Genomic DNA, 18,930 nt, shown 5'->3' on the forward strand with positions numbered 1-18,930 from the left:
GTGAAAACATGAGAAAAAAATTTCTTTTGCTGTTGTCTCTCCTTTGCTGTCTTTTGGCAATTTTCCTCTATAAGAATAACCATAGTACTCCGGTTCTCGATAAGAAGGAAACTGCAGACATCACTGACATTCACACAGATAAAGCAAGATACGAACCCGGAGAGCCTGTCAGATTTGAGGCATCACTTGCAGAACGCTCCGGCAGAAGCCTTTCCATTACCTATATGAAACTGAATGAGAAAATCAAAACCCAAATCGTAAATGCTGATAACGGAAAAGCCGTCTGGTCCTGGCAGCCTCCCGGGGATGATTTTAAAGGCTACCTCGTGAAGGTGCAGTCCGAAAAAGACGCTAAAACCATTGCAGTTGACGTTTCAAGCAGCTGGTCTGTTTTCCCACGCTACGGCTTTTTATCCGAATTTGGCGATGTCAGTGAAAAAGAAGCCGCTTCTGTGCTGAAAAAACTGAACCGGCATCATATAAACGGCATCCAGTTTTACGACTGGCATTATGAACATCAACAGCCGCTGAAGATGACACAAAACGGACCTTCTTCTGAATGGAAGGATATCGCCGGAAGAAGCATTCAGCTGGATACTGTAAAAAACTATATTGAGAGGGCTCATGAATACGGAATGAATGCCATGGCCTACAATCTGCTTTACGGAGCATTCAGAGGAGCAGAAGAAGACGGGGTCAAAAAGGAATGGATGCTGTTTAAGGATCCGCATCAAAAGGAACCTGATTTTCACCCTCTTCCTGATGACTGGAAAAGTGATGTCATCCTTGCAAACTCCAATGACCGCAGCTGGCAGGATTATCTGATCGGCAGGCAGAAGCAAGTCTATCAGGCTCTTGATTTTGACGGCTGGCACATCGACCAACTCGGGGACCGCGGAGCAGTGTATGATTCTAAAGGGAAATCTGTTAATCTCGCAGACGGCTTTGATGAATTTATCCATTACGCCAAATCACAATCTCCTGATAAAAAAATGGTGATGAATGCCGTCAATCAGTACGGCCAGGAGAATATATCGTCGGCTCCGGCAGACTTTTTGTACACAGAAGTCTGGGATCCTTACAAGTACTATGGTGATCTGAAGAAGATCATTGATGACAACAGAACCATGTCAGACAGCAGAATGAACACCGTCCTTGCCGCCTACATGAACTATGACCTTTCAGATACAAGAGGCACATTCAATCCGTCCGGCATCTTTTTGACAAACAGCGTCATTTTCGCAAGCGGCGGAGCCCATCTGGAGCTTGGCGAGCATATGCTGTCCAAAGAATATTTTCCCCACAATCAGCTTAAAAGTGATGATGAACTGTCAGACGGCCTGATTCGCTATTATGATTTTCTGACAGCTTACCAGAATCTTATGCGGAGCAGAGATTTAAAAGAAACGAAAACGGAATTGGAGAGCCGTTCTGATGTAAAAATCTCCGCCATGCCGGAAAAAGGAGCAGTCTGGTCGTTTGCCAAACAAAACAGGCATCAGAAAGTGCTCCATTTCATTAACTTTTTAGAGGCGGACTCCATGGAATGGCGAGATACGTCTGGCACGCAGCCTGAACCTGAGCTTCGTAAAAACGTGTCCATCCGTTTATCTGAACCTCGGAAGATAAAAAGCATCTGGATGGCAAGTCCTGACACGAAAGAAGGAATGCCCCGGGCTGTTTCGTTCACCCAAAAGGGCAACAATGTCATCATGACCCTGCCTTCGCTCAAATATTGGAGTATGGCTGTCATTGAGTATGATAAGAGTATGTAATCATAAAATAAAAGATAGTCGAATTCTGCGTTAAATGGCTGCCTGATGGTGTTATCACTTACATACAGGCGTTTTTCTTATGCTATCTGAACCCGGCACCGCACCGAATTTATGCTGCTAACTCATGTTTGGAACACTTTCGGCGGGGACAAGCACCGAGTTTATGCTGCTAACTCATGTTTGGAACACTTTCGGCGGGGACAAGCACCGAGTTTATGCTGCTAACTCATGTTTGGAACACTTTTGGCGAGGACAAGCACCGAGTTTATGCTGCTAATACCATACGCAATGGCGGGAAACCACTCGCTGCAGAAGCCAGGCCTGCCAGCAGGTTATAAAACTTTTAACCTTAACTAACAAAATAAAAAAGGGTGAATTTGCTTAGTACTCAAATTCACCCTTTTTATATCCCAGCATCGTATTTAATTCTTATTGAACAACAGCAAAAGAGAAATCCTGTGTTCCCGTCGGCACGTTGTATGCCTGAACTTCAATGGTATACGTTCCTGCTTCAGCACTTGGAAGAATTACTGTTTCCACGTTGTTTCTTCCATCCCACTCACTGTTATACGGAGACGTAAAGTCGTTTCCTGTATATGTTTTTCCGCTCGGAGATTTGATGACAAGATCCAAATCATTCACAAGGGAAACCGAAGCAGAAGGGTTACCAGGGTAATCCGTCCACGCAAGAGCGATTCTAAGCGGTTTTCCGCTGACTGCATTAAAGCTGTATGCGGCTTTTTCACTTGTTCTCAGCGCTTTTGTTTCATTAACAAAGGCAGCCTGTGCAGACTTGTCCATCGTTACCCGGCCCCAGCCCTGATTTCCGTTAGGATAGCCAAGACCGGTGTCCTGTGCACCCGCGATAAGGGAAGCCTTAATTAAAGACGGCTTCGGGGTGATGCCTTTGTTTTTAATAAAATGCTCGCGGAGAAGAGCTGCATTTCCCGCAACGAGCGGTGTCGCCATAGACGTTCCGCCCATGTAGGCATACTTGCTGTTATACGTTGCCCAGAAGTTTCCATCCGGCGCAAGTGAAGAGCGCGTCGAAAGAATGAACGTTCCAGGTGCCACGATGTCTGGCTTTACACGTCCGTCAGAAGTCAGGCCTCTTGATGAGAACGCGGCAATGTGGTTAATGTTGTCCGCATACGTTCCGAATGAAGGACGGTTATTTTCTGAAGCACCTACCGTAATCGCATTTTTAGCTGTTCCCGGCGTACTCAGCGTTTTCGCGTTGGGACCTTCATTCCCCGCCGCAAAAAGCACGGTCATATCGTCATTATTGTAGACATACTCATCCACCTGCTTTGATTCAAGCGTATACGCCCCGTTTACAGGAGCTCCCCATGAATTCGTATGAATGCGCGCACCTGCACTGTAGGCCTGTGAAAACAGCGTGTTCAAGTTGCTCGGCAGTCCTCCAAGCCCGCCGCTTGCATCCATAATAGATTGAAAGACCAGACTTGCCTTTGGTGCCATCCCTTTAAACTGTGCATCTCCAAGAACAGATCCTGCAACGTGTGTTCCGTGACCGTCCGGATCACTTGAATTGTTCGTTCTGCCGAGGGCATACAAAGCTTTGATTTTCCCGCCCTGGAATGCTTCGTGCATCGATGCATCATTTCGTCCTGTATCAAGACCGGTATCCGCAACGGCAACTGTCTGGCCTGCACCTGACAAACCGTATGTGCTGCTTGCAGTTGTTGTTTTCATAATTCCTGCGGCGACATCATTGTGAAGCTGAAAAGTATTCGACTTGCCCACAAACAGGGTATCTTCCCGGCTGGCAAGCTCAATGATCTCATTCAGCGTTCTTTTTGCAAATTTCTTCTTATTTTTAGCTGTATCCTTCAGCTCAACGTCAAGGAGCTTTCCAAATCCCTCTTCAACGAGGGCAGGATCCAATTTATATAATGGGAGATAAGCGGTAACCGATGAAATTTCCTGCTTTTTCTTTAAAGCCTTTACTGCGCTCTTCTCTGCTTTTACAACAAATGCAAAATCCGGCACGTATTCCATGATTTCGGCGCCCGCATCCGTAATAGCCGCACGGTTTGCCTCTGTCACAGGTCCATTAAGCTGAACCACATACAGCGAATTCTTTGCACCTGCCGCCTCGAGCTTCTTCAAAACGCTCTTTGGAAGCTTGTTTGCATAGCTGTCCATCTTGAACATTGCTTTGCCGCCTGTCCGGTACTCACTGCTGTACGATGATACCTGACTTGCTTTTAGTTCCTGCAGCTGCCCGTTCATTTGTGCAGCAGACGCATTTCCGTCCGGGGTGAATACAAGACTTCCCGCCAAACAAACCGATACTGCCAAAGCCGTCATTTTTACACTCTTCGCCAACTCACTCAGCTCCTCAACAATCCTATTCTAGAAGAATTTTCTTGCTCTTCTATTCTCTACTAATCTATCACATGAAAGCAGAACTGTTTATTGGGAAAAAGACCTCTATATTTAAAAATAATAGAAGTATATTGCAAAGGTTTTCACAACATGGAAATCCTACTGCAGAACCTGTTGCGGGAGACAGGACTGAGACTTTGGACAGAAAAAGAGGTTCTCTTTACGCTGCTAAACTGGACGAAAGATTTAGGCTCATGACGAATTTTGGGTTTTTAAGAGGAAAATGCCTGCGGGGGAAAATTTTTTTTTGCCGTGTATACGAAAAAAAAGACCTCTCATATGAGAGGTCTTCCCTATTGCTGCTGTCCCACCATTTCAACAACTTCCTTCACTTCATTCAGCATGACTTTTCTCGTTTCTTCATCGATGTATTCGACACTGTACAAGAACTTATGGGCCAGGACCTCGATACCGCAGAAATTCATAATCCCGATATCAAATGCTGCCTGGATAGCCATGGTGATTTGCGGCGGCTTCAGTACTTTTTCCGGAAGTCCGGTTGTCTGAAAAATGAGGGCCTGTTTGCCCTTAAGCAGTCCTACCGGCCCTTCATCTGAATATCTGAATGCAAAGCCGTTCGTAAACACCCTGTCAAAATAGCCTTTCATGATCGCCGGCATTCCGGACCACCATGTAGGATAAACAAAGACTAGAAAATCAGCCCATGTTATATCTTTTTGTTCAGCCTGTACGTCGGCAGGAATCTTATCCTGATAAAAGTGCGAATAGCTGTTTTCAGTTAAGATAGGATTAAAATTCATACGGTACAAATCCCGTTTGCGCACATTATACTGTTTGTCTTTGAATTCCTGTTCGGCAGCGTCGCAAATAGCCGCATTGTAGCTTTCCGGATTTGGATGCGCGAGAATAATCAATACATTCATTTTTTTCTCCTGAATTCCTTTTTTACTAGTATTTACAGAGAATAAAAAAGTATGAATTTATCCTGCGCTTTTTTCTTCTGCTGCGGTATAAAGCATTGCTGCTTTTTCATCAACCACTTCAGCAAATGAGGCAATCTCCTGAAGGGATGCACTCATCTGTTCCATGACAGATGCCACTTCAGAAATTCTGTCTTCGTTTCCGCTGTACTGTGCCCTGAGCTGGCTGATTCCGGTCTTCACACTATTGCCTTTGAGCTGAAGTTCCTCAATAGCATTTACCAATTGATGAAGATGCTGATTGTTTCCTTCTTGAAGGGAAATCATTCTGTCAAAGTCATCTGCTGCATTTAAAATTGATATAACACTGCTCTTAACAATGGATTCAGTATGATGAAGGCCTCCGATGACATGATCTTTTGCAGCGAGTATTTCCTGAAGAATGGTTTGGATCATAACGGATGAGTTTGATGATTGTTCAGCAAGCTTGCGGACCTCACTTGCCACCACTGCAAAACCTTTGCCATGTTCTCCGGCACGCGCGGCTTCAATCGCTGCATTTAGAGCAAGCAAATTCGTCTGGTCTGCAATCGCCTGAATGTGTTCCATCACAGATTCCACTTCATTCGTCTTTCGGGCAAGGATTTGAACATTATCCATTGACATTGAGGAAGAATGTTTAATTTGATCGATTGATTCTACCGTTTTTTTCAAATTCGCTTTGTTTGATTCAATCATTTCCATGGCATCATCTACATTGCTGTCCAGCTGCTTTGTGAAAATCAGCGAATGCTCAAGCCGTTCATACATGCTGGTGACTTCCGACACAGCTCCGTCCATTGTTTTATACAAATACTGTGAGTCCTGGTGTATGGCTTGAATGGACTGGTTCACCTCGATGACACCGCTGTTGGAATCCGAAACGGTTTGATTCAAGTGGGAAACATGCTCTGAAAGCTGCCCTGCAGACTCCTGAACGGAATCCAGCAGTCCATTAAGCTGAACCTTTAAAGCTTCACTTTCATTCAGCATCACCGAAAACCTTTTTGTACCGTTTATAAGAAGAATACCAATAAGGATAAATTGGATTCCATAGTAAACAGCAGTAAGCACCGACCGGTTTAAACTGGTTTCAATGATCAGCTTATCAGCAAGCCACAAGTGGGAAAATTGGGCGCCAATCAGGAGCGGTATCAGCGCTGTGAATGTTCTTTTCATCAGCCGGTAATCAGCATACAGTCCTGCAATTCCAAGCGGTATCAGCCAGACGAACGGCACGTTTACCCACGAATCAGTATGCAGGACAAAGGCAAATACGATCATGCTGCCGATCGATAAAGCTTTAAACCGGGCTTTCTTTTTAGAAAACTTGTAATAAATAACAGGTATTAAAAACAGCGTAAAGAAAAGCTGGTAAGCTATATTTATTGCCCTCAGTTCCGGAAATCCGTACATAGCTATCTGAAAAACATTGTTCAGCGCAAGAACAATGGCTGCAGCCGCAAACACTTTTATCAGAGTAGCATTCACATTTTCTTCGTTGCTTTTCTTCAATGATAGTACATCCATCTTTTTCCTCCTCCTGGTCTCTCTTCCTTATATTTCGTCATAATTTTCCAAACTTCTACTCTTTCAGAAAATTTTCCAATATAATGATAGAGAGAAAAAAGAAACACGGAGGAATAGGTACGATGCTAAAAAAGGGAATCATCATTCTTACAGCAGCAGCCGTTTTACTCGTTTTCATTTATCCGAAAGCGGTTCAGTCACTTAATCAGCGGGAAAGTCACTCACTGGAAGGAATCTTTCCAGAGTCGTATGATGAATCCAGGCAGACTTTTTTATCATACGAGAACGTCCTGAAACCTAAATGGACGAATGTCCGGCACGAATCCTTCAGCCTGAATGAAAAAGAAACAATAGATTCGATCAAGGCGGATGCAACAGAAGAAAAAGAAAATCTTATTGTGCTCACCGGAGGCGTGCACGGAATCGAAGGCTATGCCGGGAGCGCGATGCAATCCATTTTTGTCAGTGAGATTGCAGGAAAGCTGGATGAAAAGACAACCGGCCTGCATATCGTTCATGCCGTAAACCCGTGGGGAATGAAAAATGAACGCCGCTATAATGAACACAACGTGGATTTGAACAGGAATTTTGTCTATGACTGGAACAGCTTTGACCTCAGTCAGAACAAAGATTATGAGGAGCTGAACGACTTTTTTGAAAGCGAAACGAAGGTCGGCCACATGCTGCTGCATGATGCAGGCTTTTATTCCAGGCTTGCAGTGCGGGCAGTGACGAGTGGAACGTCTGCAATCGAACAGGCGCTTCTGACAGGTCAGTATGCATATTCCAAAGGAGTCTATTATGGCGGTACGAAAGACGAGCCATCTACAGCCTATATGAAAGGCGCATTTGCAGATATTTTGAAAAGCGGCTATAAAAAGATCATTCACATTGATCTTCATACAGGATACGGTCCCCGCTATCAAATGAGCATTTTCAGCTCATCAAAAGAAACCATGACAGAAAAAGAAGCAGAGAAGGCATTCAATTATCCTCTCGTTTTCACTCCGGATTCAGAAGATTACTATGTGACAAACGGTGACATGACAGAGTATTTTTACAGATTAAAAGAAGACCTTGCCCCAGAAAAAGAGCTCTATTCCACTACGTTTGAATTTGGAACTCTAGGAGACGGCACTGCTGCTTCCATTCAGTCTCTTAAACGGACAATCGAAGAAAACCAGCTGTATTTTAATCAGGCCGGCAGCAAGAAGTCAGAAGAAATTATACATAATCGCTACTTGGAACTGTTTTATCCATCTGAAGAAAAGTGGCGGAAAAAAGCAGCTGCCGATTTTAAAGATGCTGTAAATGGCGTTTTAGCCTATAAGAACATCCTTCGTGAAGAGGAGATAGAAAAATGATCGAGACATTTAAAGTAACCATTTCAGCCTTTGATCTAGAGCGACAAGTCACTGTTTTTCTGCCTGAATCCTACAGCGAAGGCAGCGATTCCTATCCAGTCCTCTACATGCACGACGGACAGAACCTGTTTGAAGACAGCAAAGCAAGCTTTGGAGTAAGCTGGGGTTTAAAAGAGCACCTTGAAGAAAACTGCATGAATATAATCGTTGTAGGCATTGACTGCAACCATGAGGGATATGGCCGTTTTGATGAATACGGACCATGGGTGAATCATACCCTTGCAAAAGATCTGATCGGGGAACCGGGTGAGCTTGGCGGAAAAGGAGAAGCTTACATTGATTTCATCGTAAGTGAGCTTAAGCCTTTCATAGACGGCAAATACCGGACACGGCCGGATGAAACGGCGATGGCCGGAAGCTCAATGGGCGGTCTCATTTCAACATATGCTGCATGCAAGTATCCTCACATTTTCAGAAGAATTGCCTCAGTCTCTTCTGCCTACTGGTTTAACCAGGCCGAGCTTGAAGAGCTGATTAAAGAAAGCGACCTCTCTTCCATTGAGCGCTTTTATATGGATGTCGGCACGAAAGAGGGCACGGCTTCTGTCCGCTGGCAGGATTACATTGATTCAAGCGACAGCGTCTATGCGCTGCTGAAAGAAAGGATTGAGAACTGCCGTTACGACATTGTACAGGACGCTGAGCATAATGAAGCGGCCTGGAGAAAACGGGTGCCTGACATTCTCGATTATCTGTACACGTAAAAAATAGGGCTGGGATAAACCGAACCGCATAACATCCTGGTAACAGGTTACAAAGGCTTCCGGTTCTTTAAAAATTTCTGCCATCCACTTAGAAAAAGGGTGAATTTGACTAGATCCTACTCAAATTCACCCTTTTCTTCGTTCAGTTTATTAGAAGGATGTCCATTTTTCAGAAACGGATGTCCTTTTTCGTTCTTTCACATGCTGGGCCGGATCAAAATAGCCAAGCTGGAGGATACCAACAACTTTCTCGCCATTTTGAACCCCTATTGCATTTCGGAATCTAGGGTCATACATATGGTTCGGCGTTTTCCAGACCATGCCGAGTTCATTTTCCCACCCCAGGAGCTGCAGATTTTGTATCAGTGTACAAACGGCTGCAAAATCCTCTTCCCAGATTTTCTGGCGCGGGTCTTCCGGCATAACTGCTATCAAAAAGGCGGGCACATCCATTAAGTTCCCTCTCATTTTCTCCTGATTCTTAGCATCCAGGCAGGAAAGAACAGTCTCAATGAAAAAAGTTTTTCTCTCTCCGCTTACAAAAATAAATCTCCACGGTTCTCTGAGACCGTGGGTCGGTGCCCAGACAGCATCATTTAATAGAGATATAACGGTTTCTTCTTCCACTTCTTTTGGAAGGTAATTTGTTTTTATGGACGTTCTTTCACGGATTATTGAGGAAACAGAAGAGCGACTCTTAATCATAGTACAGCCTCCAATTGATAATGATTTTCACTATCACGACTATATCACTGCCCGTTCCGTGAGTCAATCAGCTATGAAAACACATGATGCTGGTATTTGCTAATGAAACAAAAAATACCCTCCGGAAAACCGGAGGATATGATCTATTAGAAGAATAAATTCAAAATAAAATAAGAAATTGCTGCAAGTGTTGCCGAAATCGGCAAAGTAATGAACCAAGTAATGATCATTGTTTTGGCCGTTCCCCATTTTACGCCTTTCAGTCTGTGTGCAGAACCTACACCCAGAATGGAAGATGAGATAACGTGAGTTGTACTTACAGGCAAATGTATGATGGAAGCACCAAAGATAACGGCAGCACCTGTAAGGTCAGCTGCAACTCCGTTAACTGGTCGGATTTTCATAATTTTACCGCCTACGGTTTTAATGATTTTCCATCCGCCGACGCTTGTACCAAGACCCATTGCCAGTGCACAGGAGAACTGAACCCACCACTGGATATCAGTCGTGCTCTGCAGATTTCCTGCAATAAGGGCCATAGTGATAATACCCATTGCCTTTTGGGCATCGTTCGTTCCGTGCGTATAGGACTGCAGCGCTGCTGTTGCCACTTGGATTGCACGGAAGTTGCGGTTTGTTTTCGTCAGGTTGTTGTTTTTAAAAACGACTTTAAAAATGCTGTAAACGATATAACCGACGACAAATGCAAGAATCGGAGACAGGATCAGGGCCTGAAGGATTTTCAAGAACCCGGTATAGTTCAGGGAGCTGAAACCCGCTGCTGCAATAGCAGCACCTGCAATTGAACCGATAATCGCATGCGACGAACTGCTTGGAATTCCGTAATACCATGTGATTAGGTTCCAAGTGATGGCCGCAATTAATGCTGCAAGAATAACGACCGAACCATTTTGAAGCGTAAATGGATCAACGATGTCTTTCGTAATTGTTTTCGCGACACCTGTAAAAGTCATCGCACCGACGAAGTTCATGACAGATGCCAGAATAATCGCCTGTCTTGGCTTCAGTGCTTTCGTCGAAACTGACGTTGCGATTGCATTTGCCGTATCATGAAATCCATTAATAAAGTCAAACGCCAGGGCAAAAATAACGATAAGTATGGTTAGAATCAGAATTGTATCCATATAATCGCCTCTTACGCGTTTTTCATGATGATAGTTTCAAGTGTGTTGGCTACACCCTGGCAGCTATCAGCAATCTCTTCTAAAGTTTCATAAATCTCTTTATGCTGAATAATTTTAATTGGATCTTTTTCTGTTGCAAATAAGTTTTTAACAGCTGTGCGCAGGTAGTTATCACAGTTTGATTCAAGTTCTTTCAATTTAATCGCATGTGTGCGGATATCAATCAGCTTTTTATTTGAAAGCAGATCAATCGCTTTTGCAATTTCAATTGTACACTCATTGATTGTGTCAACAAACTTAACCATATACTCTGTAGGCTGTGTGACAGAATACATTTCGAAAAGAGCTGCTGAATGCTCGATGCCATCCAAAACATCGTCCATGATCATGGCAAGCTGAAGAATGTCTTCACGCTCAATTGGTGTAATGAAAGCTTTATTAAGCTCCATAATAATGGTGTGTACATATGAATCACCTTTTGATTCATACTCTTTAATTGTGTCCGAGAACACTTTCAGGTCGTTGCCGTTTTTGATTTTGTAATCATAAAAGTATTGACCTGTCTCTTTTAAGTTCTCAGATATTTGACTTAACATTTCAGAAAACTTATCTTTTCTTCTTTTGATAGCCATTTCTTTTTCCTCCAAGGAGCCGTATTAGTTGTTTTCTCTCTATTTTTTACAACTTAGAAAGTATATATCTTTATGTCGAATCAGAAAAGACTTTGTCGTTAATTTTAACAATTTCTTTACAAACAATTAATATTAGCAAAGTATTCATATGTTATGTTTTTTTGATGCGCAAAAAAAAAGCGGAACAAGTCCGCTTTTTTTACTTGGCAATAGAGATAGGAGCTGAATCAGAGTGATCTTTTGGAGGATGGAACTCATTCTCCATTTTAGAAACAGCTACTGTCGCTACACCGTTGCCAATTAGATTTGTAATCGCACGCGCTTCAGACATAAAACGGTCGACACCAAGCAGCAGCGCCATTCCTTCAACAGGTATCATCGGAAAAGCTGCGAGTGTTGCTGCAAGTGTGATAAATCCTGAACCTGTTACTCCTGCAGCGCCCTTAGACGTGAGCATCAAAATACCAAGAAGGGTCAGCTGCTGCCAGATGCTCAAGTCAATTCCATATGCCTGGGCAATGAACATCGCTGCCATTGAGAGATAAATGGAAGTTCCGTCAAGGTTGAAGGAATATCCTGTAGGGATAACAAGACCGACAACCGATTTTGAACAGCCGTACTTTTCCATCTTCTCCATCATTTTCGGCAGGGCTGATTCTGATGAAGATGTACCGAGAACAAGAAGAATTTCTTCCTTAATAAATGCGATAAACTTAAAGATGCTGAAACCGTAGTATTTTGCAATGGCTCCCAGCACCAGGATAATAAAGAAGAACATCGTGATGTAAACGGACCCCATCAGCTTCCCGAGAGCAACAAGCGAACCGATGCCAAACTGGCCGATTGTATACGCCATCGCTCCGAAAGCTGCAAACGGAGAAACCTTCATAATCATGTTGACGACGCCGAAGAAGATATCCGTCAGCCTCTCAAAAAGCTGCACAACCGGCTTGGCCTTTTCACCAACAGCCGCCATCGATACTCCGAACAGAACCGCGAAGAATAAAATAGGAAGAAGCTCTCCCTCCGCCATGGCGCCTACAACGTTCTCCGGAATAATTCCTACAACAAAATCAACAAAACCGTGACTCGTCTCTTCCGCCTGCTCCGTATACTGGGAAACATCCCCGCCTTCAACCGCATCCGTATTAAAACCTTCACCCGGCTTTACAATTCCGACGACGATAATCCCGATCGCAAGCGCAAAAGTTGTTACAATCTCAAAGTACAAAAGAGCCTTTCCGCCGATCCGTCCGACCTTCTTTAAATCCCCCATGCTGCCGATTCCGATGACCACTGTAAAGAAAATAATCGGCGCAATCACCATCTTGATCATCTTAATAAACACATCAGCCAGAACCTTCAGCTCAATCCCAAAAGCCGGAAACAAAAACCCAACAGCAATCCCCAAGATGATCCCGATCACAACCTGAACCGTCAAATTCCTGAAATTAACCTTCACCTGCACCCACCCCTTCATCTTTGTTAGCGCTTACAATATAATCCTTATAATAACTGAACATTTCCCCAACAAAAGCTTTAGAACGTAAAGTTCGTTTTGGTCTTTGTGGTCACCAGAAAAGCGGAATCGCTCGTTTAGCTCCGGGAGTCAGATAAGGAAACAGCGGTAAAGGCGCTTTTTGCCTTTGCCGATGGTTCCGTTCTGACAGAGGAGTTGAGCGATGGAGCTGGACAATACGAAAAGCGGAATCAGCCGTTTAGCTCCGACAGACAGAAAAGAAATCACCCGAAAAGTCCGGGTTTGACTTTTTTGGGAATTTTGTTCTGGCGGAGGAGCTGGCTGATGGAGCTGGACAATGCAGAAAAGCGGAAGGGCCCGGTTAGCTCCGAAGGACAGAAAAGGATCCGGCGGAAAAAGCCGGGTTTGCTTTTTTCGACGGATCTGTTCTGGCCGAGGAGTTGGGCCATGGAGCTGGACAATGTGAAAAGCGGAATCGCTCGTTTAGACCTGTGGTCCTACACGCCTTTGACGGCACTGAAAATCCGGTTTGAAACCATCAAGCAACCAATCTGACACTTTTGATGACACTATTAACTCAGTTCAGAACCATCAAACCTCAATCACAACACATTGATGGCACTATTAAGCCGTTTTAGAACCATCAAACCCCCAACCCCAACCCTTTGGTGGCACTATTAACTCGCTTTAGAACCATCAAACCTCCAATCACAAACCATTGATGGCACTATTAAGCCGCTTTAGTTCCATCAACCCCCCAACCCCAACCCTTTGATGGCACCATTAACTCGCTTTAGAACCATCAAACCTTCAACCCCAACCCTTTGATGGCACTATTAACTCGGCTTCAAATACAAAATAAAGACGCCCCCTGTTAGGACGTCCATATCTTCTTTATTTTCCAGCCTTCCGTATATCCTCTATCCACTCATCTCCATAGCGTTCAATATAAGATTGATAGAGTGGCTCGAACACCTTTTCCCACTCTTTTCTTTCATCCGGGCTGAGTTCATGAATGCCGAGCTTTGAGTTTTCCCTCATTCTCCGTAGCTGGGATTCATTCATTTCTTTTGATTCTGATAGCATCCATTTTGTTGTGTCCTTCATGGCTTTTTCTATTTGAATCTGAAGCTCAGGATCGAGACTGTTCCAAAATTCTTTGTTCATGAGAACGGAATACCCGAGGTACCCGTGATTGGAAAGGGTCATATTTTTCTGGAGGCGGTAAAAGCCTTTGGAATAAATATTTGAGATTGTGTTTTCCTGTCCGTCAAATTCGTTTCCTTCAAGGGCGATGTACACATCATTAAATGAGGCGGCCTTCGGGATTCCGCCTAGGAGTTCAAACTGTTTTGCGATTGTATCGCTCGGCATAATTCTGAATCGCTGTCCGGCGAAATCCTCCGGCTGAATCAGTGTCCCGCTGCTGCTTGTCATCTGTTTAAAGCCGTTCCCCCATAGCGCAAGGCCTTTCATGTTCTCCTCTTCGAGCCTGCTTAGGAGCCGCTCCCCAATTTCTCCTGTGTAAACCGCTTCTACATGCTCTTCGCTCCTGAAAAGAAAAGGAAGATCAAGCACCTGCCACTCAGGTATAACCTCGGTCATTTTTGAGTAGGATGGCGCAATCATCTGAACATCTCCCCTTTTCAGCGCGGCAAGCTCCTGTTCATCTGAATACATGATTTCATTTGGGAAAATCTCTACCTTGATTTTCCCGTCCGTCCGTTTGGCAATGAGTTCTGCAAATTTTTCCGCTGCAAGTCCTTTTGGCGTATTTTCAGCCACAACGTGACTGAACTTGATCACAATCTGGTCGCTCAGCCCCTTCTGTTCGTCATCTTCCTGCAGTGCTTCCATGGAGTCATGGGAAAACAAGGCAATCAAAATCAGCACAGTAAGCACACTTGCACTAATAAACCATTTCATTTTTTTCACCATTTCAGTCATTTAGTAGATTCATTGTATCACGAGTTTTTTACTCATGTTAAAATAAAAGATATTTTACTGTTCTGAAAATGAGGAGCCGCTATGAAACGCATATCAATTCTATGGAAAATTACAGGGCTGATTTTCTTTATCCTCGGGTTTTCTCTTTTTCTCGCAGGCATCGTGCTGATTGGAAATTACATCAGCGGAAAGGAAGAGGAACTGAAGGCCCGTTCGTTTGTCACGGCCCAGACGATTGCCGAGCTTCCTGAAGTAAAAGAAGCTCTTGAACAGGATGACGGCGGCCTGAATGAAGTGATCGACCGCTTAAGGGTCATCAACAACGCCAACTATATTGTCGTGATGAATATGGACCGCATAAGACTGACGCATCCCGTACACGAGAGGATCGGCACCGTTTCTGAAGGGGCGGACGAAGGACCCGCTTTCGCCGAGCATTCCTATACGTCAAAAGCAAAAGGCGAAATCGGAACCGTGATGAGGGCATTCGTTCCTGTCATGAATGATGCGCACGAGCAGATCGGCGTCGTACTGGCTGGCTACAAAGTGCCGTCGTTCACCGAAGTACTTGAAAACCTGGCGTTTGAAATTGCGATCACCTCAGGGCTTTCTCTCCTTTTTGGAGGCTGGGGCGCATGGATTCTTGCCAGACAGATCAAAAAGCAGATGTTTAAGCTTGAGCCGCATGAGATTGCGAGGCTGTTAGTTGAACGGACGGAAACCTTCAACGCGATGCATGAAGGCGTCATTGCCATTGATACAGATGAAAACATCACCATCTTTAACAAGAAAGCACGGAGCATGATGCGAATCGAAGGTGACGTCACAGGCAGGTCCATCCGTGATGTGATACCGGACACCGCACTGCCCGAAATCCTTGAGCTTGATCACGGCATCTACAGCAAGGAGCTGAACGTCCATAACCTGAACATTCTGAGCAACCGCGTGCCAATTAAAGTCAACGGAGAAACGATTGGCGCTGTCGCCATTTTTCAGGACCGTACAGAAGTGAAAAAGATGGCGGAAGAACTGACGGGAGTACGGGCATTTGTAAACGCTTTACGAGTTCAGAATCATGAATACAACAATAAACTTCATACGATTGCAGGCTTAATCCAGCTCGGCAATTATGAAAAGGCGCTGCAGTTTGTTTTTCAAACGACTGAAGAACAGGACGAACTGATTCAGTTCCTGAACAGGAACATAAAAGATGAAAGCATCGCGGGTCTGTTGCTGAGCAAAATCCGCCGCGGAAAAGAACTTGGCATTGCGGTAGAAATTGACCGAAGCAGCAGATTTGAACTTTTCCCTCCCCGAATCGACCATCACGATCTTGTTCTTATTATCGGAAACCTGATCGAAAATGCTTTTGACTCCTTTCAGCACGGAGAGTGTTCCAAGCCGCGAATCTTTGTCAGCCTGGAACAAGTTTCAGGGCAGTCGATCCTTATTGTAGAGGACAATGGAAGCGGAATTCGTGAACAGGATCTTCCTTTTATTTTTGATCAGGGCTTTTCAACAAAAGGAGGAAATGAGCGCGGCATTGGACTCTATATGGTCCGGCAGCTTATTCACCAGGCAAACGGCAGCATTCAGGCAGAATCAGAAGAAGGTGCGGGAACAAGCTTTACTGTCACTTTTCAGATGGAGGAGATGTAAGTGGATCAAGTGAACGTTCTGCTGATTGAAGATGATTTAATGGTTCAGGAAGTGAACCGTGAATTTTTAAACCGGATAAAAGGATTTAAAGTGGTTGGCATGGCCTCAAATGGTGCGGAAGGACTCCAGCTTGTCAGGGAGCTTGCTCCTGACCTTGTGCTGATTGATATGTACATGCCGAAGATGAACGGCCTCGACACGATCAAAGCCATCCGGGAAGAAGGTCACACAGCTGACATTATTGCCATTACGGCTGCAAGTGATATGGAGACAGTCCGTCAGGTTCTTCAGAACGGCGCTGCAGACTACCTGATGAAGCCCTTCAAGTTTGAACGGCTCAAAGAAGCGCTCGACCGTTATTTGCAGTACCGGAAGATGATCAATGAAAAAGTGCAGCTGACCCAGAAGGAGCTGGACGCCATCCGCTTTCAGCGGGATGAGCCGAAAGCTTCGCAGGACCTTCCAAAAGGGCTTCATGAAGTTACCCTTCAAAAAATACTCGGCTTTCTATCCGCGCAAAAGGAACCTGTATCTGCAGAAGATGTCGCCGCACATGTCGGTACCGCGAGAGTAACAGCAAGACGGTATCTGGAGCACCTGGAAAAAGAGGGCGTCCTCTCTCTTGATATTCAGTATGGCGGAGTCGGACGGCCTGTTAATAAGTATGTGGTTTTGGGGAAGATGTAGGCGGGGAGGTTGCTCCCTGCGTCTTTATTAAAAATTAGATAGGTAAGTTTTTATTATATTTAGCAGCTTTCTTTATTCTTTCGATTTCCACTTTTGAAAGTTTTTTTCGCCCTGTTAAATAGTTGAGGACAGAACGCGCTGGAACAAGCTTATCTACACTGCCTTGATCTTCTTTAAGTTTAGAATTGAAAACAGAACCTTCACTGACAGCTTTTAGTGACTCTTTAAGAAACGTATTCTTTTTTTCCTCACTCATTAAAAAGCACATCCTCTATTTCTTTTTTGTTAAGGTTAATTTTCCATTTTGATCTTTCCATTTTACAGTCACTATTCCATCGCTCTCACTTGACAGTTTTGCATTTGTTTCATTCCCCTGACTTTTTCCTTCTAAGTTTCCATAGTCATTTAACCATTGTATAGCCCCCTATTTTCACAAAAACCCTTATTCCATTAAACTGCCCAATTTATCAATAAGAAAAGGCGATCCACTTTGCTGCAATCGCCCCCGATTGTTGAATAATAAGAAATCAAATCTAAGCTGCATTTCTGTAATCTGAATAGTAAATTGTACCCCAAAATAGAATGAAAACACTTACTAGAATAACAAGGCTTATAATTGCCTCTTTAACGGTATAATATGGTTTTTTCTTTAATAAAAGCTGATCAGTGATTAAAAAGATTCCTGCTGCTAATAAACTAATCCAGCCTAAGATTAACCCAAACAGAAAATGAAAGATACTTGAAATAAGTAAACTTATATATTTTAAATTAGAATATCTTTTTGATAGTTCACCAATTTTATCACTGAGAATCGATGTAATTATTCCATAAAAAAATATAGCTGGCACTACATAAATCATATAAATTGAAAGGGAAGAAATGACAGAATAAAAAATAGAGCCATTAGAACCAAATCGATAAAAGAATATACTTAATAAAATTGCGTATAGAGTACTTGAAATAGAAGCAGATATTATTTTACGTGAAATCATATTTGTCAGTTAACTCCTTAACTTATTTAAACGGTTTTTTTGTAAAAGTTTTATAAAAATTTACTCTTAAACAATTTTAATAAACCAAAGAGAATGACATATATAATTAGTACATTCAACAGAAGTCCCCATATTTCTAGACTAAATTGACCATCCCCATAGTAACCTAGCCATTGAGCAGGTATCCCATAGAACGTATAAGAACCTTCACTCCAGTATCCTATGTTAGGAATAAAAGCTATTGAAACCGTAAGAATTAGTGCAATGAGCAAAAGAAGTTTTTTATTAATTGACCTCAAAACAGAATCACCTCTATATATTTAAAGTGTCAATTTCTTTTGAACTAAGCCCAGCATTTTAATAAGGGTACTGCCCAATATCTTTATACCAATTATTTCAAATAGAAGTCGTATTAACAACAAAAAAATGCATATTAAAAGGACTTATCTTATTCCGGATAAGCCCCCGATTGTCGAATAAGCTATAAAGCTGTTCTTCTCTTCGACGAATTAGTTTTTATAGTTAAAAAGGTCCAGCCCCTATTTTATAACACAGCTTCTAAGAATTTATCCAATGTCCAGTACATTACTTTTGGCTCCCATTCTCCTTCTCCGTGCATAGCGGTCATTACAGGATATCTTTCAATGCTTATATCAATGAAGATTGGGTCACCTACAAGCTCATCGTATCCAATGACATACCAACTTTCCTTCCACTCACCTTCTTCATTACCAGTTAGAGAAGTTCCACCTTCATCAATACTATAGCCTAGCTGCCCTTCTTCAAATTCTTCTCGTGAAAACAGGTGAATTGATATGGTCTCGCCTTCAGAATCATCTATTTCCACGTCATTACTTTTAAGTTCCTCTATTTTATTCAATATTAATTCTAAATCTTTGTTTAACACCATATTTATCC

At 43.3% G+C, this 18,930-nt stretch carries 17 protein-coding genes; 6 read left to right on the forward strand and 11 right to left on the reverse strand.

Annotated features, from left to right (window positions below; all coding sequences use genetic code 11):
* Window positions 1-8: 8 nt before the first annotated feature.
* Entirely contained in the window at window positions 9-1,775 is a 1,767-nt protein-coding gene (locus MHB63_05060; GenBank protein ID MEK3805964.1) for a glycoside hydrolase family 66 protein, read from the forward strand.
* A 429-nt stretch (window positions 1,776-2,204) separates the two neighbouring features.
* On the opposite strand, the gene MHB63_05065 is transcribed toward MHB63_05060, so the two are convergent.
* The 3 genes from MHB63_05065 to MHB63_05075 all read right to left on the reverse strand — a co-directional run bounded on the left by MHB63_05065 (window position 2,205) and on the right by MHB63_05075 (window position 6,637).
* Complete coding sequence (locus tag MHB63_05065; protein MEK3805965.1) at window positions 2,205-4,127, reverse strand: S8 family serine peptidase; 1,923 nt, start codon at window positions 4,125-4,127, stop codon at window positions 2,205-2,207.
* A 353-nt stretch (window positions 4,128-4,480) separates the two neighbouring features.
* Complete coding sequence (locus MHB63_05070) at window positions 4,481-5,071, reverse strand: NAD(P)H-dependent oxidoreductase (GenBank protein MEK3805966.1); 591 nt, start codon at window positions 5,069-5,071, stop codon at window positions 4,481-4,483.
* Between the two features lie 57 nt (window positions 5,072-5,128).
* Window positions 5,129-6,637 (reverse strand): methyl-accepting chemotaxis protein, encoded by a 1,509-nt coding sequence (locus MHB63_05075; protein ID MEK3805967.1) that lies wholly within the window; start codon window positions 6,635-6,637, stop codon window positions 5,129-5,131.
* Between the two features lie 122 nt (window positions 6,638-6,759).
* Between MHB63_05075 and MHB63_05080 the strand changes: the two genes are divergently transcribed.
* Together MHB63_05080 and MHB63_05085 are read left to right on the forward strand one after the other, a co-directional pair.
* Window positions 6,760-8,001, forward strand: a complete 1,242-nt coding sequence (locus MHB63_05080) for a M14 family metallopeptidase (GenBank protein MEK3805968.1) — start codon at window positions 6,760-6,762, stop codon at window positions 7,999-8,001.
* The gene (locus MHB63_05085; GenBank protein ID MEK3805969.1) at window positions 7,998-8,765 is read left to right on the forward strand and encodes an alpha/beta fold hydrolase; all 768 of its coding nucleotides are present in this window, start codon (window positions 7,998-8,000) and stop codon (window positions 8,763-8,765) included. The genes MHB63_05080 and MHB63_05085 overlap by 4 nt, the downstream gene beginning before the upstream one ends.
* 150 nt (window positions 8,766-8,915) lie before the next feature.
* On the opposite strand, the gene MHB63_05090 is transcribed toward MHB63_05085, so the two are convergent.
* The 4 genes from MHB63_05090 to MHB63_05105 form a co-directional block, all read right to left on the reverse strand.
* The gene (locus MHB63_05090) at window positions 8,916-9,470 is read right to left on the reverse strand and encodes a nitroreductase (protein MEK3805970.1); all 555 of its coding nucleotides are present in this window, start codon (window positions 9,468-9,470) and stop codon (window positions 8,916-8,918) included.
* A gap of 146 nt (window positions 9,471-9,616) precedes the next feature.
* A complete protein-coding gene (locus MHB63_05095) occupies window positions 9,617-10,615 on the reverse strand; it encodes an inorganic phosphate transporter (GenBank protein MEK3805971.1) in 999 nt (332 codons plus the stop codon).
* Between the two features lie 11 nt (window positions 10,616-10,626).
* Window positions 10,627-11,247 (reverse strand): DUF47 domain-containing protein, encoded by a 621-nt coding sequence (locus MHB63_05100; protein MEK3805972.1) that lies wholly within the window; start codon window positions 11,245-11,247, stop codon window positions 10,627-10,629.
* A gap of 199 nt (window positions 11,248-11,446) precedes the next feature.
* Window positions 11,447-12,709: a dicarboxylate/amino acid:cation symporter gene (locus tag MHB63_05105; GenBank protein ID MEK3805973.1), complete on the reverse strand. Its 1,263-nt coding sequence runs from the start codon at window positions 12,707-12,709 to the stop codon at window positions 11,447-11,449.
* Window positions 12,710-13,051: 342 nt separating this feature from the next.
* Between MHB63_05105 and MHB63_05110 the strand changes: the two genes are divergently transcribed.
* Entirely contained in the window at window positions 13,052-13,282 is a 231-nt protein-coding gene (locus tag MHB63_05110; protein ID MEK3805974.1) for a hypothetical protein, read from the forward strand.
* Between the two features lie 339 nt (window positions 13,283-13,621).
* Here MHB63_05110 and MHB63_05115 read toward each other — a convergent pair whose 3' ends face one another.
* Window positions 13,622-14,653 carry a DctP family TRAP transporter solute-binding subunit gene (locus MHB63_05115; protein ID MEK3805975.1) on the reverse strand — a complete coding sequence of 344 codons (1,032 nt, stop codon included), beginning with the start codon at window positions 14,651-14,653 and terminating at the stop codon, window positions 13,622-13,624.
* Window positions 14,654-14,755: 102 nt separating this feature from the next.
* Here MHB63_05115 and MHB63_05120 point away from each other — a divergent pair, with 102 nt between their 5' ends.
* Together MHB63_05120 and MHB63_05125 are read left to right on the forward strand one after the other, a co-directional pair.
* Window positions 14,756-16,333: a sensor histidine kinase gene (locus MHB63_05120; protein MEK3805976.1), complete on the forward strand. Its 1,578-nt coding sequence runs from the start codon at window positions 14,756-14,758 to the stop codon at window positions 16,331-16,333.
* Window positions 16,334-17,020, forward strand: a complete 687-nt coding sequence (locus MHB63_05125) for a response regulator (GenBank protein ID MEK3805977.1) — start codon at window positions 16,334-16,336, stop codon at window positions 17,018-17,020.
* A 34-nt stretch (window positions 17,021-17,054) separates the two neighbouring features.
* On the opposite strand, the gene MHB63_05130 is transcribed toward MHB63_05125, so the two are convergent.
* The 3 genes from MHB63_05130 to MHB63_05140 all read right to left on the reverse strand — a co-directional run bounded on the left by MHB63_05130 (window position 17,055) and on the right by MHB63_05140 (window position 18,922).
* A complete protein-coding gene (locus MHB63_05130) occupies window positions 17,055-17,276 on the reverse strand; it encodes a hypothetical protein (GenBank protein MEK3805978.1) in 222 nt (73 codons plus the stop codon).
* Window positions 17,277-17,553: 277 nt separating this feature from the next.
* Window positions 17,554-18,012: a hypothetical protein gene (locus tag MHB63_05135; protein MEK3805979.1), complete on the reverse strand. Its 459-nt coding sequence runs from the start codon at window positions 18,010-18,012 to the stop codon at window positions 17,554-17,556.
* A 544-nt stretch (window positions 18,013-18,556) separates the two neighbouring features.
* The gene (locus tag MHB63_05140; GenBank protein ID MEK3805980.1) at window positions 18,557-18,922 is read right to left on the reverse strand and encodes a hypothetical protein; all 366 of its coding nucleotides are present in this window, start codon (window positions 18,920-18,922) and stop codon (window positions 18,557-18,559) included.
* Window positions 18,923-18,930 lie beyond the last annotated feature (8 nt).

The organism is Bacillus sp. FSL H8-0547 (assembly GCA_038002745.1).
Classification (GTDB): Bacteria; Bacillota; Bacilli; order Bacillales; family Bacillaceae; genus Bacillus_P.

Bases quoted from the DNA above. Each gene is read 5' to 3' on its own strand.
- MHB63_05060 (MEK3805964.1), top strand. From the start codon at position 9: ATGAGAAAAAAATTTCTTTTGCTGTTGTCTCTCCTTTGCTGTCTTTTG.
- MHB63_05070 (MEK3805966.1), bottom strand. From the start codon at position 5,071: ATGAATGTATTGATTATTCTCGCGCATCCAAATCCGGAAAGCTACAAT.
- MHB63_05075 (MEK3805967.1), bottom strand. From the start codon at position 6,637: ATGGATGTACTATCATTGAAGAAAAGCAACGAAGAAAATGTGAATGCT.
- MHB63_05080 (MEK3805968.1), top strand. From the start codon at position 6,760: ATGCTAAAAAAGGGAATCATCATTCTTACAGCAGCAGCCGTTTTACTC.
- MHB63_05085 (MEK3805969.1), top strand. From the start codon at position 7,998: ATGATCGAGACATTTAAAGTAACCATTTCAGCCTTTGATCTAGAGCGA.
- MHB63_05090 (MEK3805970.1), bottom strand. From the start codon at position 9,470: ATGATTAAGAGTCGCTCTTCTGTTTCCTCAATAATCCGTGAAAGAACG.
- MHB63_05095 (MEK3805971.1), bottom strand. From the start codon at position 10,615: ATGGATACAATTCTGATTCTAACCATACTTATCGTTATTTTTGCCCTG.
- MHB63_05100 (MEK3805972.1), bottom strand. From the start codon at position 11,247: ATGGCTATCAAAAGAAGAAAAGATAAGTTTTCTGAAATGTTAAGTCAA.
- MHB63_05110 (MEK3805974.1), top strand. From the start codon at position 13,052: ATGGAGCTGGACAATGCAGAAAAGCGGAAGGGCCCGGTTAGCTCCGAA.
- MHB63_05115 (MEK3805975.1), bottom strand. From the start codon at position 14,653: ATGAAATGGTTTATTAGTGCAAGTGTGCTTACTGTGCTGATTTTGATT.
- MHB63_05120 (MEK3805976.1), top strand. From the start codon at position 14,756: ATGAAACGCATATCAATTCTATGGAAAATTACAGGGCTGATTTTCTTT.
- MHB63_05130 (MEK3805978.1), bottom strand. From the start codon at position 17,276: ATGAGTGAGGAAAAAAAGAATACGTTTCTTAAAGAGTCACTAAAAGCT.
- MHB63_05135 (MEK3805979.1), bottom strand. From the start codon at position 18,012: ATGATTTCACGTAAAATAATATCTGCTTCTATTTCAAGTACTCTATAC.
- MHB63_05140 (MEK3805980.1), bottom strand. From the start codon at position 18,922: ATGGTGTTAAACAAAGATTTAGAATTAATATTGAATAAAATAGAGGAA.